At 43.2% G+C, this 24,864-nt stretch carries 22 protein-coding genes, 1 other RNA gene and 2 other annotated features; of the genes, 17 read left to right on the top strand and 6 right to left on the bottom strand.

What is annotated here, in order from left to right:
* Nucleotides 1-28 precede the first annotated feature (28 nt).
* On the top strand, nucleotides 29-2,239 hold the full coding sequence (locus MHB83_RS17140) for a bifunctional (p)ppGpp synthetase/guanosine-3',5'-bis(diphosphate) 3'-pyrophosphohydrolase (RefSeq protein ID WP_012010732.1): 2,211 nt from the start codon (nucleotides 29-31) through the stop codon (nucleotides 2,237-2,239).
* 18 nt (nucleotides 2,240-2,257) lie between these two features.
* Entirely contained in the window at nucleotides 2,258-2,701 is a 444-nt protein-coding gene (gene dtd / locus MHB83_RS17135) for a D-aminoacyl-tRNA deacylase (protein WP_003216527.1), read from the top strand.
* A 96-nt stretch (nucleotides 2,702-2,797) separates the two neighbouring features.
* Here dtd and MHB83_RS17130 read toward each other — a convergent pair whose 3' ends face one another.
* The gene (locus MHB83_RS17130; protein WP_342496509.1) at nucleotides 2,798-4,378 is read right to left on the bottom strand and encodes an SH3 domain-containing protein; all 1,581 of its coding nucleotides are present in this window, start codon (nucleotides 4,376-4,378) and stop codon (nucleotides 2,798-2,800) included.
* A 137-nt stretch (nucleotides 4,379-4,515) separates the two neighbouring features.
* On the opposite strand from MHB83_RS17130, the gene MHB83_RS17125 reads away from it, so the two are divergent.
* The 5 genes from MHB83_RS17125 (at nucleotide 4,516) to MHB83_RS17105 (ending at nucleotide 9,245) form a co-directional block, all read left to right on the top strand.
* A complete protein-coding gene (locus MHB83_RS17125) occupies nucleotides 4,516-4,686 on the top strand; it encodes a YrzK family protein (RefSeq protein ID WP_003216250.1) in 171 nt (56 codons plus the stop codon).
* 58 nt (nucleotides 4,687-4,744) lie between these two features.
* Nucleotides 4,745-4,984: a binding site (T-box leader), on the top strand.
* A 74-nt stretch (nucleotides 4,985-5,058) separates the two neighbouring features.
* Entirely contained in the window at nucleotides 5,059-6,333 is a 1,275-nt protein-coding gene (gene hisS, locus MHB83_RS17120) for a histidine--tRNA ligase (RefSeq protein WP_003216423.1), read from the top strand.
* A gap of 18 nt (nucleotides 6,334-6,351) precedes the next feature.
* Nucleotides 6,352-8,130, top strand: coding sequence for an aspartate--tRNA ligase (gene aspS / locus MHB83_RS17115; RefSeq protein ID WP_095117949.1), 1,779 nt, complete (start codon nucleotides 6,352-6,354; stop codon nucleotides 8,128-8,130).
* Between the two features lie 77 nt (nucleotides 8,131-8,207).
* Nucleotides 8,208-8,388, top strand: a non-coding RNA gene (ssrS, locus tag MHB83_RS17110) — 6S RNA.
* Nucleotides 8,389-8,480: 92 nt separating this feature from the next.
* On the top strand, nucleotides 8,481-9,245 hold the full coding sequence (locus MHB83_RS17105; protein ID WP_342496508.1) for a tRNA threonylcarbamoyladenosine dehydratase: 765 nt from the start codon (nucleotides 8,481-8,483) through the stop codon (nucleotides 9,243-9,245).
* Between the two features lie 33 nt (nucleotides 9,246-9,278).
* On the opposite strand, the gene MHB83_RS17100 is transcribed toward MHB83_RS17105, so the two are convergent.
* On the bottom strand, nucleotides 9,279-10,544 hold the full coding sequence (locus tag MHB83_RS17100; RefSeq protein WP_251190262.1) for a replication-associated recombination protein A: 1,266 nt from the start codon (nucleotides 10,542-10,544) through the stop codon (nucleotides 9,279-9,281).
* Between the two features lie 207 nt (nucleotides 10,545-10,751).
* On the opposite strand from MHB83_RS17100, the gene MHB83_RS17095 reads away from it, so the two are divergent.
* The 8 genes from MHB83_RS17095 (at nucleotide 10,752) to MHB83_RS17060 (ending at nucleotide 17,615) form a co-directional block, all read left to right on the top strand.
* Nucleotides 10,752-11,171: an Rrf2 family transcriptional regulator gene (locus MHB83_RS17095; RefSeq protein ID WP_034620651.1), complete on the top strand. Its 420-nt coding sequence runs from the start codon at nucleotides 10,752-10,754 to the stop codon at nucleotides 11,169-11,171.
* An 18-nt stretch (nucleotides 11,172-11,189) separates the two neighbouring features.
* Nucleotides 11,190-12,332 carry a cysteine desulfurase family protein gene (locus tag MHB83_RS17090; RefSeq protein ID WP_321999422.1) on the top strand — a complete coding sequence of 381 codons (1,143 nt, stop codon included), beginning with the start codon at nucleotides 11,190-11,192 and terminating at the stop codon, nucleotides 12,330-12,332.
* Between the two features lie 95 nt (nucleotides 12,333-12,427).
* Nucleotides 12,428-13,546: a tRNA 2-thiouridine(34) synthase MnmA gene (gene mnmA, locus MHB83_RS17085; protein ID WP_284906811.1), complete on the top strand. Its 1,119-nt coding sequence runs from the start codon at nucleotides 12,428-12,430 to the stop codon at nucleotides 13,544-13,546.
* Between the two features lie 60 nt (nucleotides 13,547-13,606).
* Nucleotides 13,607-14,260, top strand: a complete 654-nt coding sequence (locus MHB83_RS17080; RefSeq protein ID WP_003216571.1) for a tetratricopeptide repeat protein — start codon at nucleotides 13,607-13,609, stop codon at nucleotides 14,258-14,260.
* A 19-nt stretch (nucleotides 14,261-14,279) separates the two neighbouring features.
* The gene (locus MHB83_RS17075; RefSeq protein ID WP_342496507.1) at nucleotides 14,280-16,664 is read left to right on the top strand and encodes an ATP-dependent RecD-like DNA helicase; all 2,385 of its coding nucleotides are present in this window, start codon (nucleotides 14,280-14,282) and stop codon (nucleotides 16,662-16,664) included.
* A gap of 135 nt (nucleotides 16,665-16,799) precedes the next feature.
* The gene (locus MHB83_RS17070) at nucleotides 16,800-17,258 is read left to right on the top strand and encodes a PRC-barrel domain-containing protein (protein ID WP_034620649.1); all 459 of its coding nucleotides are present in this window, start codon (nucleotides 16,800-16,802) and stop codon (nucleotides 17,256-17,258) included.
* A gap of 13 nt (nucleotides 17,259-17,271) precedes the next feature.
* Entirely contained in the window at nucleotides 17,272-17,463 is a 192-nt protein-coding gene (locus MHB83_RS17065) for a hypothetical protein (protein WP_003216308.1), read from the top strand.
* 20 nt (nucleotides 17,464-17,483) lie between these two features.
* The gene (locus MHB83_RS17060; RefSeq protein WP_003216198.1) at nucleotides 17,484-17,615 is read left to right on the top strand and encodes a YrzQ family protein; all 132 of its coding nucleotides are present in this window, start codon (nucleotides 17,484-17,486) and stop codon (nucleotides 17,613-17,615) included.
* Nucleotides 17,616-17,657: 42 nt separating this feature from the next.
* Here MHB83_RS17060 and MHB83_RS17055 read toward each other — a convergent pair whose 3' ends face one another.
* From MHB83_RS17055 to MHB83_RS17040, 4 genes are all read right to left on the bottom strand, one after another.
* The gene (locus MHB83_RS17055) at nucleotides 17,658-18,308 is read right to left on the bottom strand and encodes an amino acid ABC transporter permease (RefSeq protein ID WP_003216394.1); all 651 of its coding nucleotides are present in this window, start codon (nucleotides 18,306-18,308) and stop codon (nucleotides 17,658-17,660) included.
* A gap of 15 nt (nucleotides 18,309-18,323) precedes the next feature.
* Complete coding sequence (locus tag MHB83_RS17050) at nucleotides 18,324-18,977, bottom strand: amino acid ABC transporter permease (RefSeq protein ID WP_310426390.1); 654 nt, start codon at nucleotides 18,975-18,977, stop codon at nucleotides 18,324-18,326.
* Nucleotides 18,978-19,057: 80 nt separating this feature from the next.
* Entirely contained in the window at nucleotides 19,058-19,867 is an 810-nt protein-coding gene (locus MHB83_RS17045; protein ID WP_251190265.1) for a transporter substrate-binding domain-containing protein, read from the bottom strand.
* Nucleotides 19,868-19,880: 13 nt separating this feature from the next.
* A complete protein-coding gene (locus tag MHB83_RS17040) occupies nucleotides 19,881-20,609 on the bottom strand; it encodes an amino acid ABC transporter ATP-binding protein (protein WP_342496506.1) in 729 nt (242 codons plus the stop codon).
* Between the two features lie 167 nt (nucleotides 20,610-20,776).
* On the opposite strand from MHB83_RS17040, the gene MHB83_RS17035 reads away from it, so the two are divergent.
* Together MHB83_RS17035 and alaS are read left to right on the top strand one after the other, a co-directional pair.
* Nucleotides 20,777-21,841 (top strand): AI-2E family transporter, encoded by a 1,065-nt coding sequence (locus MHB83_RS17035; RefSeq protein ID WP_251190266.1) that lies wholly within the window; start codon nucleotides 20,777-20,779, stop codon nucleotides 21,839-21,841.
* A 46-nt stretch (nucleotides 21,842-21,887) separates the two neighbouring features.
* Nucleotides 21,888-22,097 (top strand) — a binding site (T-box leader).
* Between the two features lie 81 nt (nucleotides 22,098-22,178).
* Nucleotides 22,179-24,815 carry an alanine--tRNA ligase gene (gene alaS / locus MHB83_RS17030; RefSeq protein ID WP_342496505.1) on the top strand — a complete coding sequence of 879 codons (2,637 nt, stop codon included), beginning with the start codon at nucleotides 22,179-22,181 and terminating at the stop codon, nucleotides 24,813-24,815.
* Nucleotides 24,816-24,864: the final 49 nt, after the last annotated feature.

The following is a 24,864-nucleotide window of genomic DNA, read 5'->3' as shown; positions in this document are numbered from 1 at the left end:
TACAGTTTTCATTTAAAAAGGTGATTCCATGGCGAACGAACAAGTTTTAACGGCGCAGCAGGTCATTGACAAGGCAAGAGAATACCTGTCCGCTGAACATATTCAATTTATAGAGCGAGCATATGAATATGCTGAAAATGCACATAAGGAGCAATACCGGAAGTCTGGTGAGCCTTATATTATCCATCCAATTCAAGTGGCGGGGATTCTTGTTGACCTTGAAATGGACCCATCGACCATTGCAGGAGGTTTCCTGCACGATGTTGTCGAGGATACAGATGTGACATTACAGGATTTAAAAGAGCATTTTAACGAAGAAGTTGCGATGCTTGTTGATGGTGTAACAAAGCTCGGGAAGATTAAATATAAATCACAAGAAGAACAGCAGGCCGAAAACCATCGAAAAATGTTTGTGGCAATGGCGCAGGATATACGCGTCATCTTGATTAAACTGGCAGACCGTCTGCACAATATGAGAACGCTCAAACACCTTCCTCAGGAAAAGCAGCGTAGAATTTCAAATGAAACCCTTGAAATCTTTGCACCGCTTGCGCACAGATTAGGGATTTCAAAGATTAAGTGGGAGCTTGAAGATACAGCGCTCCGTTACTTAAATCCGCAGCAATATTACCGGATCGTGAATCTCATGAAGCGTAAACGAGCGGAACGTGAGGAATACTTGGACGAGGTTGTCAATGAAGTAAAAGATCGGGTGTCAGAGGTAAACATCAAGGCTGAATTTTCCGGAAGACCAAAGCATATTTATAGTATTTATCGCAAAATGGTCCTGCAAAATAAGCAGTTTAATGAAATTTATGATCTGCTGGCCGTTCGTATTTTGGTTGACAGCATTAAAGACTGCTATGCCGTGCTCGGGATTATCCATACATGCTGGAAGCCGATGCCAGGCAGGTTTAAGGATTATATTGCAATGCCAAAGCCGAACATGTACCAATCGCTTCATACAACAGTGATTGGGCCAAAAGGTGACCCGCTTGAAGTTCAAATCCGAACAGTGGAAATGCATGAAATTGCAGAGTACGGAATTGCTGCACACTGGGCATACAAAGAAGGAAAAGAGTCAGCAGAATCAACGGAGGAAGCTGTCTTCCAGAAGAAGCTCTCTTGGTTTAGAGAAATCCTTGAATTCCAAAATGAATCGACAGATGCAGAAGAATTTATGGAATCATTAAAGATCGATCTCTTCTCTGATATGGTGTTTGTCTTTACACCAAAAGGAGACGTCATTGAACTGCCATCGGGTTCCGTGCCGATTGACTTCTCTTACCGGATTCACTCGGAAATTGGGAACAAAACGATCGGTGCGAAGGTCAACGGAAAGATGGTCACGCTCGATCATAAATTGAAAACAGGTGACATTATTGAAATTCTGACATCAAAGCACAGCTATGGACCAAGTCAGGATTGGGTCAAACTTGCCCAAACCTCCCAAGCCAAGCACAAGATCAGACAGTTTTTCAAAAAACAGCGCCGTGAAGAAAATGTCGAAAAAGGCCGAGAACTCGTGGAGAAAGAAATCAAAAACCTTGAGTTTGATGTCAAAGACATCCTGACAGCTGAAAACCTGCAAAAAGTGGCTGACAAATTTAATTTCTCAAACGAAGAGGACATGTATGCAGCGGTTGGTTATAACGGAATTACTGCACTCCAAGTCGCCAATCGTTTAACTGAAAAAGAAAGAAAACAAAGAGATCAAGAAGAACAAGAAAAAACAGTTCAAGAAGTGACTGTAGAGCCAAAGACGTATCACGGGAAGAAACGAGAAGCAGGTGTAAGAGTCAAAGGGATAGATAACCTGCTTGTCCGCTTATCTAAGTGCTGTAATCCTGTTCCAGGTGATAGCATTGTTGGTTTTATTACGAAAGGCCGAGGCGTATCTGTTCACCGTGATGACTGTCCGAACGTGAAGACAGGAGAAGCGCAGGAACGGTTAATCCCGGTTGAGTGGGAGCATGAACAGCCTGCTCGAAACCGTAAAGAATACAATGTGGAAATTGAAATATTAGGATATGACAGACGCGGCTTACTCAATGAGGTGCTTCAAGCAGTCAACGAAACCAAAACGAACATCTCGTCGGTTTCTGGTAAGTCTGATCGTAACAAAGTGGCGACGATCCATATGGCGATCTTTATTCAAAATATTAACCATTTACACAAAGTGGTAGAACGCATTAAACAAATCAAAGACATTTACTCTGTTCGCCGATTCATGAATTAGAAAGGAAGTATATCGTCTATGAGGCTTGTTGTGCAGCGTGTGACAAGTGCATCTGTGAAGGTAGAAGAAGAGATCACAGGAGCCATCAATGAAGGATATATGGTACTCGTTGGTGTCACACACGAAGATACAGAAGAAGATGTGCATTATTTAGCTGATAAGCTTGCACATTTACGTATTTTTGAGGATGAAAACGGGAAAATGAATCATTCGTTATTGGATGTAAAAGGAAGCGTGCTGTCTGTGTCTCAGTTTACCCTTTATGGTGATACGAGAAAGGGCAGAAGGCCAAATTTTATGAAAGCAGCCAAGCCAGATGCGGCGAACGCCCTTTACGAATGTTTCAATAAAGCCCTTAGAGAAAAAGGCATTCATGTAGAAACTGGCCGCTTTGGCGCGATGATGGATGTGTCATTGACCAATTCAGGACCCGTCACCATCTGGATGGATAGCAAAGAATAGATTCACTTTAGACTGTAGATAAACTCATGCAGGAGTTTGTTTAGAGTCTTTTTCTTTTGCGACCAAACAAAAAAGAGGCGCAGTGGCCTCTTTTTTCTAGCGGAAATATTGTTTTAATCCTTCTGTCATTCCTTCTGTGACTCGTTCTTGGTAAGAGGCGCTATAAATGATGGCTTCCTCCTGAGGATTGCTTAAATAGCCGAGTTCATATAAAAGAGAAGGACGTTTGTTTTCTCTTAACACAAAATAATCTCCGAATTTGACACCCTTATCAGGGATTTGAGAGCGTTTAGCAACTTCTGTATGAACATTTGTCGCTAATTGCTGGTCTTTTGCTGCTTGATAATAATACGCTGTACTTCCTCTGACGCTTGGGTCCATAAAACTATCATAATGAAGACTAATAAATGCATCTGCATTTCTGTAATGAGATGTCGCGACCCTCGATTGAAGGCTGATAAAAGTATCTTCACTTCTAGTTAAATAAACATTTGCTCCAGAAGCCCTTAATTTGCCTGCCAGTAAATTAGCGGTTTTGATGGTAATGTTCTTCTCAAACGCACCATCTGCGCCAATCGTACCGCTGTCTTTTCCGCCATGACCTGGATCAAGAACAATCGTTTTTCCTTTTAAAGAACCAGTTCCTGACGATGAATCCTGCTGTGGTCTTGGTGCCTCGCTGCTATTTTTATTCGTTTGAACGACCCAGCTTGCCACATAACCAGTTCCGCCGTTTGATAATGTCACCTCGTACCAGTCACCTTGCGTGCGAACAATTTGATAGGCAGCACCTTTTGTGGCTCTTTCTGCAATCTGAGCAGAGGTAGAAGCACTTTTTCGAATGTTGGTGCCATCGTAAACAATGTACGCTTTCTTTTGGGAAGCCGATGAAGATGAGTTCTTTTCACCCTCCGAACTCGCTCCATTGCTTGTGACGATGTAATAGCTTGCTGCCCAGCCTTTCACGCCTTTTGCCTCAATTTCATACCAGCCGTTCTGCTCGCGCAAAATGGTGATCTGTGTGTTGCGGGCAAGTGAAGCGACGACTTGTGCATTTGGTGCCGCCGATTGCCTTACATTCAAGCTCGATACGCCAACTGTGCCTGTCTGTTTAGAGCGAGAGGACTCGCCAGCGTTTGATTGAGAAGCTTTTTGGCCGCCTGACACATAATCAGAGTGAACCCAGCCTACTGCTTGTTTATACGAAATTTTTGTCCATTCGCCGCTTGTCTGCAGCTTTTTAGCCGAAGCGCCTTGCGGGAAAGTTCCGACGACTTGATAGGAAGTCCCTGGGCCCGTCCGTATGCGAAGATCAGAGGCTGTCGATGTAATGGAACTGCTCTCTGCTGAGCTTTGATTTTGTGTCTTCGGCTTAGCAGATTTTTGGCCGCCAGATGATGTCGTAATCAGCCATGAGACGACCCATCCTTTTTGACCGTTCGATAGCCCGATCTGCACCCATTCTCCTTGTTTCGAGAGAATGGGATAGCTTTCTCCGCGCTTCACAACAGCTGCGATTCCATAGCTTAAGCCAGGACCCGTTCTCACATTGATTTCATCTGTAGCGACCACAGCTTGATCTGTTTGTGCTGTAGCATGTGCCATAGGCAAAGTACTTGCGATAAGAACAAAACAGGTAAGAAGCATCATCATTTGATTGTGTTTTTTTAGATTCAAAACGGTGTTTTCCCCTCCCTTGTAAAACCGATGAATGTAAATTCGTTATGTAATGGACTAATTCCTTGCAGTTTCCCTAATAAAAATGAATCAATCTGTTTATACTAAATAAAAACGTGATAAAAGGATGTACAAACATGAGATTAAGCAGAAAATTAGGACGAGTGCAATATAATGGACATCGTGATATCGATCGCTGGCAGCACGACGAAATGGATCAACCAGGCTTCCTTGAAGAAACCGCATCTGAATACGGATGTACGTCAAAAGAAGAGCTGGAAAAGAAAAAGAGGCACGGCAAGGGTTGACAGAGTGGCAGCACCGACCTTATTATAATATAAATCAACACACTTGAAAATTTAAAATGTGGAACTGATGATAGAGAATAGTAGGGTAAATTGCGTGAGCAGAGAGGAATCGCCTTAGGCTGAAAGCGAATCCGCATGGCATTTATCACGAAAGAACACTCTGTAGGTTTCCTGCTGAACGCTCTAAAAATGAGTCAATAGGCGGAGAACGTGAATCTGCGTTAAGGATTTGAGCGGGAACATGGCTAGATCATGTTCCAACTAGGGTGGCACCACGGGTATAACTCTCGTCCCTACTATACACATAGTAGAGGCGGGGGTTTTTTATATGTCCACATAAAAAAATGAATGATGGTCGTAGGAGGACGAAAAATGAGTTTTAATATTCCAAGAGGCACACAGGATATTTTACCTGGAGAGTCAGAACGCTGGCAGTATGTTGAACAAATTGCAAGAGATACATGTGCGGCCTTTCAATACAAAGAAATCCGCACACCGATTTTTGAGCATACAGAGCTGTTTGCACGGGGAGTAGGCGAATCAACCGATATCGTTCAAAAAGAGATGTATACATTTGAAGATAAAAAGGGACGCAGCATCACCCTTCGTCCAGAGGGAACGGCATCAACCGTACGTTCTTATGTTGAAAATAAATTATTTGCACAGCCGGCGCAGCCAACAAAGCTGTATTACATCGGACCAATGTTCCGCTATGAACGTCCGCAAACGGGAAGATATCGTCAATTTTATCAGTTTGGGATTGAAGCGATCGGTTCAAAGGACCCAGCCATTGATGCAGAAGTTATTTCCCTTGCGATGAGTGTTTATGAGAAAGCAGGTCTTTCAAACTTAAAGCTCGTCATTAACAGCCTTGGTGACAAAGAGAGCCGTGCAGACTACCGCAAGGCACTTGTTGAGCACTTTGAGCCAAGAATCGATGAATTCTGTCATGACTGTCAAACCCGTTTACATCAAAATCCGCTGCGAATTCTTGATTGCAAAAAGGATCGTGACCACGAATTGATGGCAACGGCTCCATCCATTCAAGATTACTTAAATGATGAATCACGGACTTATTTTGAAAAGGTCAAACAATACTTAACAGATATAGGCGTTGAATATGTCGTCGATCCGAACTTAGTGCGCGGCCTTGATTACTACAATCACACGGCATTTGAGATCATGAGTAATGCTGAAGGCTTTGGTGCGATTACCACATTAGCCGGCGGAGGCCGATATGATGGACTTGTTGAAGGAATTGGCGGTCCTGAATCACCAGGAATCGGTTTTGCTATGAGTATTGAGCGTTTCTTATCAGCAATCGATGCTGAAGGGATTGATCTTCCATTGCAAGATGGCATTGATCTATACATTGCTGCACTCGGTGATGATGCGAAAGATTACGCTGTTTCATTATTAAATCGTCTAAGAAAAGAAGGCATTTCAAGTGAAATGGACTATACAGGGAAGAAATTAAAAGGACAATTTAAAGCGGCTGATCGATTAAAAGCCAAGTTTATTGCTGTCCTTGGTGAAGATGAGCTGGCGCAGCACATTGTGAATGTAAAAGATACGACAACGGGTGAACAAATTGAAGTGAAGCTTGATGAGCTGATTCAAATGATGAAGGCCCACAAGAAGGCGTAAAGAAGGAGTGGAATGTTTGTGTTTGGTAGAACTTTTTATTGTGGAGAAGTAACAGAAGACCAAATCGGTCAAACCGTTGTATTAAAAGGATGGGTTCAAAAAAGACGTGACCTTGGCGGATTAATCTTTATTGATCTGCGTGACCGTACAGGAATTGTACAAGCTGTCTTCAATCCAGACCTTTCAAAAGAGGCACTTGAGACAGCAGAATCGATTCGTAATGAATATGTCCTTGATATTAAAGGAACGGTTGTCGCAAGAGAAGAAGCAACAATTAATCCAAATCTAAAAACAGGGAAAATTGAAATACAAGTCGAAACCGTCAGCGTGTTAAATGAAGCGAAGACCCCTCCTTTTGTGATTTCAGATCAAGCGGACGAGGTATCAGAAGATGTGCGCCTTAAATACCGTTACTTGGACCTTCGCCGTCCTGCTATGTTTGAAACGATGAAAATGCGACACGAGGTTACAAGAGCATTCCGCCATTTCTTAGATGACAACGGCTTTCTAGATATTGAAACACCAATTTTAACAAAAAGTACGCCAGAGGGTGCACGTGACTATCTTGTTCCAAGCCGTGTACACGAAGGAGAGTTCTATGCCTTGCCTCAGTCCCCGCAATTATTTAAACAATTGCTGATGGTCTCAGGAATGGATCGTTACTATCAAATTGCCCGCTGCTTTAGAGATGAAGACTTGCGTGCTGACCGTCAGCCGGAATTCACACAAGTCGATATCGAAATGTCCTTTATGAGTCAGGAGGACATTATGACGCTTGCTGAAGAGATGATGGCAAAGGTGATGAAAGATGTCAAAGGCGTAGAGCTGACATTGCCATTACCTCGTATGACTTATGATGAAGCGATGAATTCTTATGGTTCTGATAAACCAGATACACGTTTTGAGATGAAGCTTGTCAACATTTCAGACACGGTAAAAGACTCTGATTTCAAAGTCTTTAGCGGAGCTGTAAAAAATGGTGGAGCTGTGAAAGCCATCAATGTCAAAGGGGCTGCAGCGAATTACTCAAGAAAAGACATTGATGCCCTTGGTGCATTTGCTGCGAACTACGGTGCAAAAGGTCTAGCTTGGCTTAAAGCAGAAGGCACAGAATTAAAAGGGCCGATTGCTAAATTCTTTGACGAAGCAAAGCAAGCAGAATTAAAGGAGCAGCTTCAAGTCGAAGAAGGCGACCTTTTACTCTTTGTTGCAGATAAGACGTCTGTTGTCCATGACGCACTTGGTGCCCTTCGCTTAAAACTCGGCAAAGAGCTTGAACTCATCGATGAGTCTGTATTCAACTTCTTATGGGTCGTTGATTGGCCGCTGCTTGAAAAAGATGAAGAAGAAGGACGCTTCTATGCTGCCCATCATCCTTTCACAATGCCAGTACGCGACGATCTTGAATTAATTGAGACAAGCCCAGAGGACATGAAGGCACAGGCATACGATCTTGTCCTGAATGGCTATGAGCTTGGCGGAGGTTCGATTCGTATTTTCGAAAAGGACATTCAAGAAAAAATGTTTAGCTTACTTGGGTTTTCAAAAGAAGAGGCTTATGAACAATTCGGCTTCCTTCTAGATGCTTTTGAGCACGGTGTTCCTCCGCACGGCGGAATTGCGCTTGGTCTTGACCGCTTAGTGATGCTGCTTGCCGGCCGCTCTAACCTAAGAGACACGATTGCATTCCCGAAAACGGCAAGTGCGAGCTGCGTGCTAACAGATGCTCCAGGTCATGTGAGCGAAGCGCAGCTGGATGAGCTAAGTTTAGCGATTAAAACAAAAGTAAAACAGTAAAATAGACGCATGGATATAGGCATGTAAACGCTTGAAAAAGCGGCATGCCTATGATATGCTTTCATCAATCAATAAATAAAGTCCTGATACGTACGGTGGTTACCTAGTTTTGACCGAACATTTTTTTATACGGGAGCTTGCCTTTCCTTTCTGCATAAATGCCTCTTTAGAGGACTTATAAAGTCAGGAAGAAAGCACCCACCTGCATGGTGCGGGGTTCAAAACGAAGGAAAAGCTGGCGGCGTTGTCGGGACTTTTTTGTGTTTTTTTCTTTTTCAGAAGGATGACGAAGAAGTCTGAATATGATATGATTCTTTCGATTCATTTTAAATAAAGGTGGAGTGAGGCACTTGTTACATCAGTTTTCAAGAAACGAGCTTGCCATTGGCAAGGAAGGCTTAGATATATTAAAAAACAGTACAGTTGCAGTGCTTGGTGTGGGCGGCGTTGGTTCATTTGCAGTTGAGGCACTCGCTCGTTCAGGCGTTGGCCGTATTGTTCTTGTTGATAAAGATGATATTGATATTACAAATGTAAATCGTCAGCTGCCAGCATTGCTTTCAACAGTTGGTCAGCCAAAGGTTGACTTAATGCAGGCGAGAATCGCTGATATTAATCCAGAATGTGAAGTTGTTGCACTCAAGATGTTTTATACAGAGGAAACATATGAGCAATTTTTTGAATATCCACTTGATTATGTCATCGATGCGTCAGATACGATTCACTATAAAATTCATTTAATGAAAGAGTGTCTGAAACGCAATGTGAACATCATTTCGAGTATGGGAGCTGCAAACAAAACAGATCCGACCCGCTTCAAAATTGCTGACATTTCAAAAACACATACCGACCCAATTGCAAAAGTCGTGAGAACGCGTCTACGCAAAGAAGGGATTCGTAAAGGAATTGAAGTCATTTTCTCTGATGAAAGTCCGATTGTCATCCGCGAAGATGTCAGAAAAGAAGTTGGAAATGATGAAGCGAAGATTCGCAAGGCACAAATGCCGCCATCATCCAACGCATTCGTCCCATCTGTTGCAGGACTGATCATGGGTGGTCATGTCATTATGCAGCTTTTAAAAGATATTCCAATTACACGTGTGAAGGATAAATAAACAGCCCACCTGCTAATAGGCAGGTGGGCTTTTTTATTTTTGGCGTTTTAAATTCTCATATACCTGTTTTAGTGCGCCTTCAAATTTACCTGTTTGCTTTGGTTCATAGTATTGCTTGTTTTTCAGCGGATCAGGTAAGTATTGCTGCTTCACCCAGCCGTTTTCATAATCGTGTGGGTATAAGTAATCGACGCCTCTGCCAAGTGCTGTGGCTCCTTTGTAGTGAGCATCCTTTAAATGAACAGGGATTTCACCAATTTTCCCTGAACGAATGTCACCAAGTGCCGCATCGATCGCCTTATATGCTGAGTTGGACTTAGGAGAAAGACACAGTTCAATGACTGCGTTAGCCAGCGGAATTCGTGCTTCCGGGAAGCCGACTCTTTCTGCTGTTTGAACAGCGCTTAACACACGAGGGCCTGCCTGCGGACTAGCTAAGCCAATATCTTCGTAAGCCATCACGAGTAATCTCCTTGAAATGCTTTCGAGGTCCCCTGCTTCAATCAGTCTGGCAAGGTAATGCAGCGCCGCATCTGCGTCAGAGCCTCTAATGGATTTTTGAAAAGCCGAGAGGACATCGTAATGAGCATCACCATTCTTATCATGTGAGAAGCTCTTTTTTTGTAAACATTCTTCTGCTGTGGCAAGAGTGATCATAATAAGCCCAGCATCATCTGCTTTTGTCGATAAAACAGCTAGTTCTAAAGCATTTAAAGCAGAGCGTACGTCCCCGCCGCATCCATTGGAAAAATGATTCATCGCTTCATCGTCCACTGTCACCTCATAACCGCCAAGTCCGCGATGTTCATCCTGTAACGCTCTTGTTAATGCAGCTTTGATTTGCTCTGTTTCAAGCGGTTTTAGCTCAAATATTTGTGTCCGGCTTCGGATGGCAGGGTTGATCGCATGATAGGGGTTAGCTGTCGTTGCGCCAATTAAAATGATCATGCCATTTTCTAAATAAGGAAGAAGAAAATCCTGCTTTCCTTTATCAAGCCTGTGAACCTCATCTAAAATGAGGATGACCTGGCCGCTCATTTTCGCTTCAGCGGCGACAGCTTCCATATCCTTTTTGTTATGAATGACCGCATTCAACGTCCGAAACGCAATGCTTGTACTGCCAGCGATCGCCGTCGCAATCGATGTTTTTCCGATGCCCGGCGGTCCGTATAAAATCATCGAGGATAAATGTTTTGCCTCGACCATTCGTCTAATAATTTGACCTTCTCCAACGAGATGCTCCTGCCCAATGATGTCTTCAATATGACTTGGGCGCATCCGGTACGCTAAAGGTTTCATGATTATCTCTCCTAAAGCAATGTCTTGTTTGTATAGAGTACCGAAATTTCTTCAAATAGAAAAGGGATGCGTCCTCCTAAAGCGCTCAGAACCGGCAAATGAAAGTTGGCTAAAAGTATGATATAATTGCTTTTGGTCTATATAAGCGTATATGAAATCAGAAAAATAATTGATGACATAGAAATAGAAAACGCAGAGGTGTTTAACTTGAAAATTTCTACTAAAGGCAGATATGGTCTGACGATCATGATCGAATTAGCCAAAAAACATGGCGAAGGCCCTACATCATTAAAATCAATCGCTCAAAACAATAATTTGTCTGAGCATTATTTAGAGCAGCTTGTATCACCACTTCGGAATGCCCGTCTTGTGAAAAGTATTCGCGGTGCATATGGCGGCTATGTTCTTGCACATGAACCAAACGAGATCACAGCCGGTGATATTATTCGTGTATTAGAAGGACCGATTAGTCCTGTCGAAGTCATTGAAAACGAAGAACCAGCAAAACGTGCACTTTGGATTCGAATTCGTGATGCAGTAAAAGACGTACTGGACAATACAACTCTTGAAGACTTGGCAAGCTATAAAGATGACGAGGATCAAGAGGCGTATATGTTCTATATTTAGATCAGAGGTGTACCGGGAATGGAACGTATCTATTTAGATCATGCAGCCACAACGCCGATGGATCAGCGTATTGTGGACAAGATGATGCCTTACTTTACAGAGATATTTGGCAATCCCTCTAGCATTCATTCATATGGGCGCGAGGCAAGAAAGTGGCTCGATGAAGCAAGAGAAGTGATTGCAGGAGAATTACACTGTAAACCACAGGAGATCATCCTCACAAGTGGAGGAACAGAGGCGGACAACCTGGCAATTACAGGTGTGGCAATGGCAAGACAGCATGAAGGAAAACATATCATCACAGCAAAAACAGAGCATCATGCGGTGCTGCACACATGTGAACGCCTAGAGAAGCTAGGATTTGACGTGACATATTTAGATGTGGATGAAACTGGATTGATTCATCTTGAACAACTAAAACAAGCACTAAGAGATGATACGATTCTTGTGACCATCATGTACGGCAATAATGAAACAGGTGTGATTCAGCCAATCAAAGACATTGGTGAGCTTTTACACAATCACACTGCTCATTTTCATACAGACGCCGTGCAGGCATTTGGAACAATGCCAATCGATGTAGCAGACCTTCATATTGATCTCTTATCTGCTTCTGGCCATAAGCTAAATGGTCCAATGGGAACGGGCTTTTTATATGTAAACGAAGGCGTGAAACTTTCTCCGCAAATTTTCGGAGGAGAACAAGAAAGAAAACGCCGTGCTGGCACTGAAAATGTGGCAGGGATCGTCGGACTTGCAGAAGCTGTTCAATTAACGAAGCAAAATAGAAGAGAAAAAGCCATGCATTATGGTAAGCTCAAAGAAATCATGCTACAAGTATTCGAAGAGGAATCACTCGACTTCTCTATCAATGGGCACCCGGAAGAGACATTGCCGCACATTTTAAATGTTCATTTCCCGGGCGTTTCTATCGAATCGTTACTTGTGAATTTAGATATGGAAGGAATTGCTGTTTCAAGTGGGTCTGCATGTACGGCTGGATCCGTCCTTCCTTCACACGTGTTAAGCGCCATGTATGGCGAAGAAGTAGACAAGCTGACGTCCTCAGTCAGAATAAGCTTCGGTCTTGGGAATGAAGAGGATCATGTGAAGCAGGCGGCGCGCAAGATAGTAGCTGTTGTCAAACGCTTAGCCAAATAAACGTTCCTCTTTTGTTCGTGTGTGAAAAATGAAACAGCCAGGCACCTGAAGAACGAAACGCACATGCTGTTTCATTGAAAATGGAGTTGATGAAGATGACAAAAAGACCAGAAGACACAAGAGTTGTGGTCGGTATGTCCGGAGGAGTCGATTCATCAGTTGCTGCTCTTATGTTAAAGGAGCAAGGCTATGATGTAATCGGCATATTTATGAAAAACTGGGATGACACAGATGAAAATGGTGTATGTACAGCAACGGAGGACTATGAGGATGTCATCCGCGTATGCAACCAAATTGGAATCCCTTATTATGCAGTGAATTTCGAGAAGCAATATTGGGACAAAGTGTTTCAATATTTCCTTGATGAATATAAAGCGGGCAGAACGCCAAACCCAGATGTCATGTGCAACAAAGAAATTAAGTTCAAAGCGTTCCTTGAGCACGCATTGTCACTCGGTGCGGATTATTTAGCAACAGGTCACTATGCGCGCGTCGACAGAACTGGCGATGAAGTCAAAATGCTAAGAGGTCTTGATGCCAACAAAGACCAAACGTATTTCTTAAATCAGCTGACTCAGGAACAGCTTGATAAAGTCATGTTTCCAATCGGTGATCTAGAGAAAAAAAGGGTTCGTGAATTGGCAAAAGAAGCAGAGCTCGCAACAGCAACGAAAAAAGATTCAACGGGTATTTGCTTTATTGGAGAAAGAAACTTTAAAACGTTCCTTAGTCAATATTTGCCTGCACAGCCTGGCGTGATGCAGACGATGGACGGAGAAGTCAAAGGGGAGCACGATGGACTGATGTATTACACGATCGGTCAGCGCCAAGGTCTAGGCATTGGCGGCAGCGGTGATCCTTGGTTTGTCGTTGGAAAAGACTTGGAACAAAATATTCTGTTTGTCGAACAAGGTTTCCACAATCCACTTTTATATTCTGAAAGCATTTCAGCCGTCAATATTAGCTGGACTCGTCCTCATATTGTCGGTGAAAACGGTGAATTAATCTGCACAGCTAAATTCAGATACCGTCAAGAAGATCACCATGTGAAGGTGAAAATGACTGGTGAGCAAGAAGCGATGGTCATCTTTGATGAACCTGTTCGTGCTGTCACACCAGGACAAGCGGTTGTCTTTTATGAGGGCGACGAATGTCTCGGTGGCGGAACAATTGACGATGTCTTTAAGGACGGCCAAAAGCTGTCGTATGTGTAACATGTTTTCAAAACCTCAACGTCGCTGTTGAGGTTTTTTAATGAAAGGATGAGAGAGCGAATGAATCATAACGAAATCGGCATAGAAGCCTTAAATCAAGGGAACATCGAAAAAGCAGCAGAAGCTTTTACGAAAGCCATTGAAGAAAGCCCGAAAGACCCGGTTCCATATATTAACTTTGCGAACTTGCTTTCAAGCATCAATGAATTTGAACGTGCGTTAAACTTCTTTCAAAAAGCAATAGAACTTGATCACGCCGCAGCTGCAGCCTATTACGGGGCAGGAAATGTCTACACATTAAAAGAAGACTTTATGAAAGCAAAAGACTATTTTGAACAAGCACTTCAAGCTGGGATGGAAAATAGTGATTTATTTTATATGCTGGGGCAAACGCTCATCAAATTAGAGCAGCCGAAGCTTGCGATGCCTTATCTTCAGCGTGCCATCGAACTGAATGAAGATGATAATGAAGCAAGGTTCCAATTTGGCATGTGCTTAGCCAATGAACAATTGCTGGAAGAAGCGGTGACGACCTTTACCGAGGTGATCGCGCGTGATCCGCAGCATGCAGATGCCTTTTATAATTTAGGGGTTGCGTATGCATACTTAGAGAAAAAAGACGAAGCACTTGAGATGCTAGGAAAAGCGATTGACGTGCAGCCTGACCATATGCTGGCACTACATGCACAAAAGCTAATTCAAGAGGCAGAATAGACGGAAGGAGGGAAGACCTGTGCAGGAACATCCAGATCAAATGAAGCTTGAGGACGAACCATTTTTAAAGGGGACAGTTCAAGCCGTTATTTTCCATAATGAAAGTAATTTATACTCGGTGTTAAAGGTGAAAGTCATTGAAACATCGGAAAACTTAGAGGAAAAAACAGCATCTGTCACAGGCTACTTCCCAGCACTTCATGAGGAAGAAACTTACACCTTCTATGGCAAAGTCACAAGCCACCCGAAATTTGGTGAACAGTTTCAGGCGACTCATTTTCAAAAGGAAGTACCGACAACAAAGCAAGGAATCATTCATTATCTCTCAAGTGATTTATTCGAAGGGATAGGGAAAAAGACGGCGGAAGAAATTGTGGGGCAGCTTGGCAATCAGACGCTTCATAAAATTATGCGTGACCCAGCTGTTTTGTATGACGTTCCGCGCTTATCAAAAAAGAAGGCAGATAAGCTGGCCGCAGCGCTCCAGGAGCATCAAGGATTGGAACAAATCATGATCAGCCTGAATCAATATGGCTTTGGTCCACAGCTCAGCATGAAGATATATCAAGTGTACGAGAGTGAGACGCTGCAGAAGATTGAAGAAAACCCTTATCAGCTCGTCAAGGATGTCGAAGGAATCGGATTTATTAAGGCGGATGAACTTGGCGCTAGAACCGGTATCTCAGGAAATGACCCAGAGCGAATCCGTGCAGCCTTGCTTTATACAGTGGAGACAGCCAGCCTTCAGGACGGTCATACGTACATACAAACAAAGGATTTGATCGTCGAAACCCGAAAACTGCTCAATCAGACAGGCAATGAGTACAAAGTGACGGAAATGGACGTCGCCAATCAGATCATTGCACTTGGCGAAGGGAAAGAGATGATCATTGAAGATGAGCGCTGCTATCATCCGTCCTTATTTTATGCCGAGCAAAGTGTCGCCAAACGTATACAAAAAATCGTCTCCCAAACGGAATATGCAGACCAATTCCCTGAATCAGAATTCCTTCTAGCCCTTGGTGAGCTAGAGGAACGGCTGGGCGTCCAGTATGCACCGACACAAAAAGAAGCGATTCAAAAGGCGCTCATGTCCCCAATGCTGCTTTTAACAGGCGGACCTGGGACTGGGAAGACAACAGTCATTAAAGGGATTGTTGAGCTTTACAGCGATCTTCACGGTGTATCTCTTGATCCGAGTGATTACAAAAAAGATGAATCCTTTCCATTTGTGCTTGCGGCGCCAACTGGACGAGCAGCTAAACGAATGACAGAATCAACAGGGCTTCCAGCTGTGACGATTCACCGGCTGCTTGGTTGGAATGGGTCAGAGGGATTCTCGCATGATGAAGAACAGCCGATTGAAGGAAAGCTTGTCATTATTGATGAATCAAGCATGCTAGATATTTGGCTTGCGAATCACTTGTTTAAGGCCATTCCTGATCATATCCAAGTGATCATGGTGGGGGATGAACATCAGCTTCCGTCTGTCGGACCAGGCCAAGTGTTAAGAGACTTGCTTGCATCACAAGCTGTGCCAGCTGTTACCCTGAAAGATATTTACCGTCAGGCAGACGGCTCCAGCATTGTTGAGCTTGCACATGATATGAAAAATGGCGTCCTGCCAAAGGATATTACCGCACGTTCAAAGGATCGATCTTTCATAAAATGCTCAGTTGATCAAATGAAAGAAGTGATTGAGAAAGTCGTCAGCAATGCTGCTCAAAAAGGCTATTCAGCTAAAGACATTCAAGTGCTTGCGCCCATGTATAGAGGAAAAGCAGGCATTAATGAGCTCAATAAAATGCTGCAGCACATTTTAAATCCTAAAAAACCAAAAGGCAGAGAAATCCCGTTTGGTGATGTGGTGTACCGGACCGGTGATAAAGTGCTTCAGCTTGTGAATCAGCCGGAGAACAATATTTTTAACGGTGATATTGGCGAAATTGTCTCGATTTTTTATGCGAAAGAAAACACGGAAAAAGAAGACATGGCTGTGATCTCCTTTGATGGGAATGAAATTACCTTTACAAAAAAGGATTTTCATCAATTTACACATGCCTATTGCTGCTCCATCCACAAATCACAAGGCAGTGAATTCCCCATCGTTGTGCTTCCAGTCGTGAGAAGCTACTATAGAATGCTTCGGCGAAATCTGCTGTACACAGCCATTACACGAAGTAAAAAGTTTTTAATTCTGTGCGGCGAGGAATCAGCACTGGAGTGGGGCGTGAAAAACAATGAGGATTCGCTCAGACAAACGTCCTTAACGATGCGGCTCGTGCAAACCGAAGAGGTTATGGATGCGGAACTTGCAGCACTTCAAAAAGAACTGCCGTTTAGCGTGCATGATGCAAATATCGGTATGGAGGGAATCACTCCATTTGATTTTATGTATGAATAAAAGGCTTCCAGATGGGAGCCTTTTTTAGCATGAAAAGAAATCCTCATATTTCGTTCATGGAAGCCATTTCTTCGTATGAGTCTTGCAGTAAACGCACACGATAAGACTGTTCCGCAAAAGGTGGTTGAGCACATTTTGAGAACATGTCGAGAGCTTGAAGGAATGTCAATCTATACAGGTGAAACGTCTCATTCACTTGGTTCGATAAAAGATATTTGCTTATTAGCCGGAGGCAGCTGCGGAGGATATGTGTTAGATGGGAAAAAGAAAGACTGTGCACTCGTTCCATTCTCGGCTGGGGATCAGCTGACAGACAAAGGCTTATATGTGAGCTGCCAGGAGGGAATAGGCATGGATTCCTCCGCCCCATCCTTCTTATTTTCGAAATTGAAAAAGAAAATGATGCAGTCGCCTGATGGTGAAAATTTAGGCATTTTGGAAGATGTATACTTTTGCACAAATTCGGGCACAATCGTAGCATATGAACTCTCGGACGGCTTCTTTACAGAGCTTTCAGGGATTCGAAAACAGCTTCAGGCTGCCGGAACCTTGATCAACGTTCAAAAGGAAGCACTTGTTCTAAACCGAACGTAAAGAGGTGCTGATTATGCTCATTTGCCCAAATTGCAAATGTAAAGACATCGGAAAAATTGGGGTCAATCAATATTATTGCTGGGGCTGTTTTATTGAATTGACGCTGTCAAAAGGCAAAATATCTACACACCAAGTGGAAGAAGACGGAACACTAAGCAGCTTAGATGATCTGTTTAGTGATGATGAACGTTCAATTCAACTATAAGTGTTAAGGGGGAATTTCGAATGGGCAAAATGACTTCTTCACTATTAACGCTTGGTGCAGGTGCACTCGCATATCACTTTGCAAGCCGATATGATATGCCATCAAAGCGGGATATGAAAAAGCTAAGAAAACGCGTTATGAGAATGATGTAAACAAAAAGACATCCGCCAAAAGCCAAAAGCGGATGTCCTTTTTTATGCCTGCCTATATTCTAATCGGCGCGCGAGTAATGATAAGCTGAAATTGACGACAAAATACATCATCGCTGCTAATAGGAAAATGGGCAGTAAGTAAGATTGGCTCTGACCGTTTAATATTTGAGCGTGATGCAATAGCTCTGGAAGGGCAATGACAACAGCTAGTGACGTATCTTTTAAAAGAGAGATGAACTGACTAACAATTGGCGGTACCATACGGCGTAAAGCCTGCGGCATAATAATCATTTTTAATGTTTGGATATAGGTTAAACCTGAAGACCTGGCTGCTTCGATCTGCCCCTTATCAATTGATTTTAAACCGCTCCGAATAATTTCTGACAGCATCGCTGATTCAAATACGGTTAAAGCTGCGATAGCCGAGGCTGTAATGCTCAGCTTAATGCCTATTTCAGGCAGTGCAAAATATGTGAAAAAGATGATCAATAAGAGCGGCAGGTTTCGAATGGTTTCGACGACGACTGCAAGTATCTTTGATAAAACCGGAATCTGAGCGAACCGCAATGTGCCAATGACTAATCCGATGAGAAAGCTCAAAATGATGGAGATAAAAGCCACTTTTAAGGTGACAGCAAATCCTTCAAGTAAAAAGGCGAGATGATCAGGCTGGTAGGCACCTAGAAAATCCATGATGTTTCCTCCTTTCTAGTGGCTTCTTGCTAATCTTTTTTCTAAATAACCAACGCCTAAACTGAGCGGAATCGTTAATAGTAGATAGAACATGGCAACAAAGATGTAGACATCAAATGTCACAAATGTTCTAGAAGCGATGAGGTCTCCTTGATACATGAGATCAAACCCTGCAATGACACCTAAAATAGAGGAGTTTTTGACAAGATTAATAAATTGATTCCCAAGAGGGGGAATGACAATTTTAATCGCTTGCGGCAGAATGATATACCGCATCGTCCCGCCATAGGATAGACCTGAAGCACGCGCTGCTTCCATTTGTCCAAGCGGTACAGCTTGTATCCCGGCGCGAATGGCTTCAGCAATAAAGGCAGAGGTATAAATGGCAAGGGCAATTGTGCCAGCGGTGAAGCCATCTGCTACAATGCCAAGCACGGGTAATCCAAAGAAGAAGACAAATGTAATCAATAATAACGGAATATTCCGAACAAACTCCACGTAAGCCGTTCCTAACCAGTTGAGCGGCCTAAGTGGCGCAATTCTCATAATGGCAATGAGTGTACCGATCAAAAAGCTTCCAATCAAAGCAATGACACTTGCACCAATGGTATATTTAAAGCCTTCTATATAAAGCTGAAAATTTTCAATAAGAATGGAAAACCGTAGCAATCAGTTCACTTCCTTCCTGATCAACAGGTGAGCCAATGAGCGGCTCACCCTGAGAGAATCATTCTTCACACGTCAAACGGTCATTCTTTGATCCATTTTTGATGAATCTTGTCATACTCTCCATTGTCTTTTAAGGTTTTTAGGGCTTTATTGATCGCAGCTGTTAATTTCTGATCACCTTTTTTCACAGCAATACCATAAGGCTCATCTGTAAAGGTGCCGCCGACGACTTCGTAATTTGAATCCTCATCTGCCATACCAAATAAGATCGCATTATCGGTTGTCAGCACTTGCCCTTGGTTTGATTTTAAAGCTGTAAAAGCCTCCTGATAGTTCTCAAATTCTAATACAGACGCTTCAGGTGCTTTTTCGCGGATATTTTGAGAAGAAGTAGATCCTTTCACTGCAAGCACTTTCGTCCCTTTTTTAAGATCATCAATCGATTGAATGTCGCTTCCTTTTTTCACAAGCAATGATTGTCCTGCTTCAAAGTAAACATCTGAGAAATTGACTTCTTTTTTACGCTCTTCGGTAATCGTCATAGTTGCGACGATCGCATGAATATCTCCTTTTTGCAGTAAAGGAATTCTCGTTTTTGATGTCACTTCTTTGAATTCTGCTTTTCCTTCATCACCGAGCATTTCCTTTGCGATGGCTTTTGCAATATCGATATCAAACCCTTCGATATCTCCGTTGCTAGGATTTTTTAGACCGAAGAGACGTGTATCATTCTTGACCCCGAATATGATTTTTTTGTCTTTCTGAATGGTTTCTAAAGAGCTTCCTTTTTTTGCATCAGTCGAGCCTTTTTCAGCAGATCCGCAAGCAGCCAATGCAGCAATACAGCAAGTCATAAAGAGTAGTAGGCCAAAGCGTTTCATTTTTTTCATCAAATCATTCCCCCTAGTGATTTAAAATACGGCTTAAAAAGAGCTGAGCGCGTTTCTCACGCGGTTTCTCATAAAATGCAGCCGGTGTTGACTCTTCAAGAACTCTGCCTTCATCAATAAAGACAATACGGTCGGCGACCTCTCTGGCAAATCCCATCTCATGTGTGACGACAACCATGGTCATTCCTTCTCGGGCGAGCTGCTTCATCACATCTAGTACCTCTCCGATCATCTCTGGGTCAAGAGCCGATGTCGGTTCGTCGAACAGCATGACCTCTGGCTTCATCGCAAGCCCTCTTGCAATCGCAACACGCTGCTGCTGTCCGCCTGAGAGTCTTGAAGGGTAGGCGTCAGCTTTATTAGGAATGCCAACTTTATGTAAATAAAATTCGGCTGTTTCCCTCGCTTCTTCCTTGCTCACCTTTTTCACCTTCATTGGGGCAAGCATAATGTTTTCAAGCACCGTCTTATGCGGGTAGAGGTGAAAATGCTGAAACACCATCCCAATATTTTGCCTGACAAGATTGATGTTGGTCTTCGGATGCTGAACAGGCACTTCGTTGACGAGTACCTTTCCCTCATCAATGCTTTCAAGACGATTGATGCATCTGAGCATCGTGCTTTTACCTGATCCTGAAGGACCGATGATCACGACAACCTCACCTTTTTGAATATGTAGGTTAATGTCTTTCAGTACATGGAACTGGCCATAATGCTTGTTGACTTCTTCGAATGTGATCATGAAGAACCTCCTCTTGTACATGATGGAATATTCAGTGTAGACATTTTAGTGACTTTGGATGGAGCTGTATGTTTCATGTGTATTCATTTTTAACAAAGTTAGGACAAATTTTATTTACATGGATAATTACAGAAGATGGATAAACAATAAGAAAAGAGGTGAAAAAGGTGAAGAAACGTCCGGTCCAATTTCTGATATATGCCGCAGGGGTCCTGCTTGTCCTTGCATCCTTGCTCATTTTATTGCAGCTCGACGAGTTATGGATGCCTATTTTTTTGTTGTTAAAGGCGGTTCTAATTCCGCTGCTCATTGCCATTTTTATTTCTTATCTGCTTTATCCGATAGTGGAAAAATTGCACGCGGGGGGCTTGCCAAGGACTGTTAGTCTCTTATTGATTTATGTACTGTTTTTTGGCGGGATTGGGCTTGCGGTTTATAAAGGAGCGCCTGTCATGATCAAGCAGTTAAATGAGCTGTCAGAACAAATTCCTGTACTTGCGGAAACGTATAATGGCGCTTTATCACATATTCATCATCATACAAGCCATTGGCCCGACGGACTTCACGACCGCTTGGATCGCTTAATTGTTCAATCGGAGACATATGCAGCTAACGGCGCGGAGCGAATGATTCTTAGCTGTAAAGTATTACTTGATTACGCATTAGTTGCAGCGCTCATTCCTTTTCTTGTTTTTTATATGGTGAAGGACATGAATACGATGAAGCGGGCTGCATGGTATTTGACGCCGCCATCATTTCGGAAGAGGGGACATGCGTTTGTGAAGGCAGTTGATGAATCGCTTGGTAATTATATTAGAGGGCAGCTGCTTGTCTGTTCATTAATTGGAGGTGCAGCAGCCATTGTGCTTTGGCTGTTTCATATCCCGTATCCGCTTGTCCTAGGTATGCTGATTGGCGCAACGAATGTCATTCCGTATTTTGGACCGATTATCGGTGCGGTTCCCGCTGTCTTTATTGCGTTTACCATCTCGGTTAAATCGGTTATGATTGTGCTGATTACAGTAGCGGTGCTGCAATTTTTAGAAAGCAACGTCCTCAGCCCGATCATCGTAGGAAGAAGTCTTCATATGCATCCTGTCGTCATTATGCTTGTCTTGCTAGCAGGAGGAGAGTTATTTGGTTTAATAGGCATGATTTTAGCCGTACCAACTGCCGCTATCATCAGAGTGATCATTGTGCAATATATCCTCATGAGACGAAGCGTTCATTGACAAGAGAAGCCGAGTTGTCTATAATAATTTCGATTCATACTACATACTGAATTCAATGACGGACCCGAGTACGTTAAAAAGCTGTTGCAGAGAGAGGCTTTATTTTGCTGAGAAAAGCCTTATCAGACCTTTAACGGAAGCTAGTCCCGAGTGCAGATAAACACTGCCGCTCTCTTCCGGCGTTATCGGATGTGAAGGTGATAGACGGAATAGGTCTATAATCAGGGTGGTACCGCGAGAGCATCTCGTCCCTGTGTAAGTCGTTTTGTGCTTGCATAGGGCGGGATGTTTTTTCGTTTGTGTGGAGATTGATGAATGATAAGGGAGGATTTTTTGAATGAAAACTTTAACTTCAGCTCAAGTACGCCAAATGTTTTTAGACTTTTTTAAAGAAAAAGGACATGCTGTAGAACCGAGTGCATCACTCGTACCGCATGATGATCCGACACTTTTGTGGATCAACAGCGGCGTGGCAACATTAAAGAAATACTTTGATGGCCGCGTCGTACCTGAAAATCCGCGTATTTGCAACGCGCAAAAATCGATACGTACAAATGATATTGAAAACGTAGGAAAAACGGCACGCCATCATACGTTCTTTGAAATGCTCGGCAACTTCTCTATTGGTGATTATTTTAAAGAAGAAGCGATCGAATGGGCGTGGGAATTCCTCACAAGTGACGAGTGGATTGGTTTTGACCCGAATTTGTTATCTGTCACTGTCCATCCAGAGGATGAAGAAGCGTATGTTCTATGGAGAGATAAAATCGGTGTACCTGAAGAACGTATTATTCGCCTTGAAGGCAACTTCTGGGATATTGGCGAGGGCCCAAGTGGACCGAATACAGAAATTTTCTATGACCGCGGTGAATCGTACGGTGACGACATGAACGATCCAGAATTATATCCTGGTGGAGAAAATGAGCGTTATCTAGAAGTGTGGAACCTAGTGTTCTCTGAATTTAACCATAATCCAGATGGGTCATACACGCCGCTGCCGAAGAAAAACATTGATACAGGGATGGGTCTTGAACGAATGGTATCTGTCATTCAAAACGTGCCTACGAACTTCGATACAGACCTATTCATGCCAATTATTCGTGCAGTTGAGACCATTTCTGGAGAAAGCTATGGCGAGACAAAGGAAAAGGATACAGCATTCAAAGTCATTGCGGACCACATCCGGACGGTTGCCTTTGCTGTAAGTGATGGAGCGCTTCCTTCCAATGAAGGCCGCGGGTATGTGTTAAGACGTTTGCTTCGCCGTGCCGTGCGTTATGCAAAAACCATTCACATCCATCGCCCGTTTATGTTTGACCTAGTTCCAGTTGTGGCGGAAATCATGAAGGATTTCTACCCAGATGTACAAGCGAAAGAAGAATTTATTGCGAAAGTCATCAAGAATGAAGAAGAACGCTTCCATGAAACACTGAACGAAGGCTTAGCTATTTTGTCAGAAGTCATCAAAAAAGAAAGAGACAAAGGCAGCACACAGATTTCAGGTGAAGATGTATTTAAGCTGTATGACACGTATGGATTCCCTGTCGAGCTCACAGAAGAATACGCAGAAGATGAGAACATGACAGTGGATCGAGAAGGCTTTCAGGCTGAGATGGAGAAGCAGCGTGAACGTGCAAGAAATGCGAGACAAGATGTCGGCAGTATGCAGGTTCAAGGTGGCGCTTTAGGAGATATTAAAGTAGAAAGCACATTTGTTGGCTACGAAAATCTAACGGCAGATGCCCGTATCGTCGAATTGCTTCAAAATGGTGAAATTGTCACAGAAGCACATGAAGGCGATATAGTACAAATCTTGTTAGATGAAACACCTTTCTATGCGGAAAGCGGCGGACAAGTGGCTGATAAAGGGACATTGAAAAGCGCTGAAGTGAACATTGACATCAAAGATGTGAAAAAGGCGCCAAATGGTCAGCATGTTCATGAAGGAGTAGTCGTAAGCGGTACAGCCAAAAAAGGACTTGAAGTCACTGCGGAAGTGGAATCAGCTCTTCGAAAAGGCATTGTGAAAAACCATACAGCGACACATCTTTTGCATCAGGCGCTAAAAGACGTTTTGGGCAGCCACGTGAACCAGGCAGGATCATTGGTGAATGAAAATAGACTTCGCTTTGACTTCTCTCACTTTGGACAAGTCACAAAAGAAGAATTGTCTCAGATTGAAAAAATTGTGAACGAAAAGATCTGGGAAGGCATCTCTGTTGCTATTGACCTGAAGCCGATTGCTGAAGCAAAAGAAATGGGTGCAATGGCGCTCTTTGGCGAGAAGTATGGTGATATTGTCCGAGTTGTCCAAGTAGGCGATTACAGCATCGAGCTATGCGGCGGCTGTCACGTTCAAAATACTGCGGAAATCGGGTTGTTTAAAATTGCATCTGAATCGGGTATTGGTGCTGGAACACGCCGGATTGAGGCGGTGACTGGTAAAGGGGCATACGAAGAATTAAATGACCAGCTGACGATTTTAGAGCAGGCAGCGAGTGAGCTGAAGTCAAATACGAAGGATGTACCAAAACGTATCGCTTCATTGCAGGCAGATTTAAAAGAGGTTCAAAGAGAAAACGAATCTCTTCTTGCAAAATTAAGCCAGGCTGAAGCAGGCTCTATTTTAGAAAAAGTGACAGAAATCGGCGGAGTAAAAGTGTTAACTGAAAAAGTAAACGCGAAAGACATGAACCATTTAAGAACAATGGTTGATGACTTAAAAGCCAAATTAGGATCAGCTGTCATTGTGCTCGGAGCCGTTCAAAACGGAAAAGTAAACATTTCAGCAGGAGTAACAAAAGACGTCATCGAAAAAGGTCTGCATGCAGGGAAACTTGTGAAACAGGCAGCTGAAATCTGCGGCGGAGGCGGAGGCGGACGCCCAGACATGGCACAAGCAGGCGGAAAACAACCGGAAAAGCTAGAAGAAGCACTGGCAATTGTCGAAGAATCTGTCAAATCCGTTTTATAATCAGGCGATGTAGTGTAGAATAATGGTATTAGATGAGCGGTTAGAAAAA

Origin of the sequence: Bacillus sp. FSL K6-3149, from assembly GCF_038630515.1 — a bacterium.
Classification (GTDB): Bacteria; Bacillota; Bacilli; order Bacillales; family Bacillaceae; genus Bacillus; species Bacillus pumilus.
The sequence above is the reverse complement of the archived record's forward strand: the minus strand, read 5'-3'. Positions and strand labels throughout refer to the sequence as shown.

Excerpts from the sequence above, each read along its gene's own strand:
- MHB83_RS17140 (WP_012010732.1), top strand. The coding sequence starts at position 29 with ATGGCGAACGAACAAGTTTTAACGGCGCAGCAGGTCATTGACAAGGCA.
- dtd (WP_003216527.1), top strand. The coding sequence starts at position 2,258 with ATGAGGCTTGTTGTGCAGCGTGTGACAAGTGCATCTGTGAAGGTAGAA.
- MHB83_RS17125 (WP_003216250.1), top strand. The coding sequence starts at position 4,516 with ATGAGATTAAGCAGAAAATTAGGACGAGTGCAATATAATGGACATCGT.
- hisS (WP_003216423.1), top strand. The coding sequence starts at position 5,059 with ATGAGTTTTAATATTCCAAGAGGCACACAGGATATTTTACCTGGAGAG.
- MHB83_RS17100 (WP_251190262.1), bottom strand. The coding sequence starts at position 10,544 with ATGAAACCTTTAGCGTACCGGATGCGCCCAAGTCATATTGAAGACATC.
- MHB83_RS17090 (WP_321999422.1), top strand. The coding sequence starts at position 11,190 with ATGGAACGTATCTATTTAGATCATGCAGCCACAACGCCGATGGATCAG.
- mnmA (WP_284906811.1), top strand. The coding sequence starts at position 12,428 with ATGACAAAAAGACCAGAAGACACAAGAGTTGTGGTCGGTATGTCCGGA.
- MHB83_RS17080 (WP_003216571.1), top strand. The coding sequence starts at position 13,607 with ATGAATCATAACGAAATCGGCATAGAAGCCTTAAATCAAGGGAACATC.
- MHB83_RS17065 (WP_003216308.1), top strand. The coding sequence starts at position 17,272 with ATGCTCATTTGCCCAAATTGCAAATGTAAAGACATCGGAAAAATTGGG.
- MHB83_RS17060 (WP_003216198.1), top strand. The coding sequence starts at position 17,484 with ATGGGCAAAATGACTTCTTCACTATTAACGCTTGGTGCAGGTGCACTC.
- MHB83_RS17055 (WP_003216394.1), bottom strand. The coding sequence starts at position 18,308 with ATGGATTTTCTAGGTGCCTACCAGCCTGATCATCTCGCCTTTTTACTT.
- MHB83_RS17045 (WP_251190265.1), bottom strand. The coding sequence starts at position 19,867 with ATGAAAAAAATGAAACGCTTTGGCCTACTACTCTTTATGACTTGCTGT.
- MHB83_RS17040 (WP_342496506.1), bottom strand. The coding sequence starts at position 20,609 with ATGATCACATTCGAAGAAGTCAACAAGCATTATGGCCAGTTCCATGTA.
- alaS (WP_342496505.1), top strand. The coding sequence starts at position 22,179 with ATGAAAACTTTAACTTCAGCTCAAGTACGCCAAATGTTTTTAGACTTT.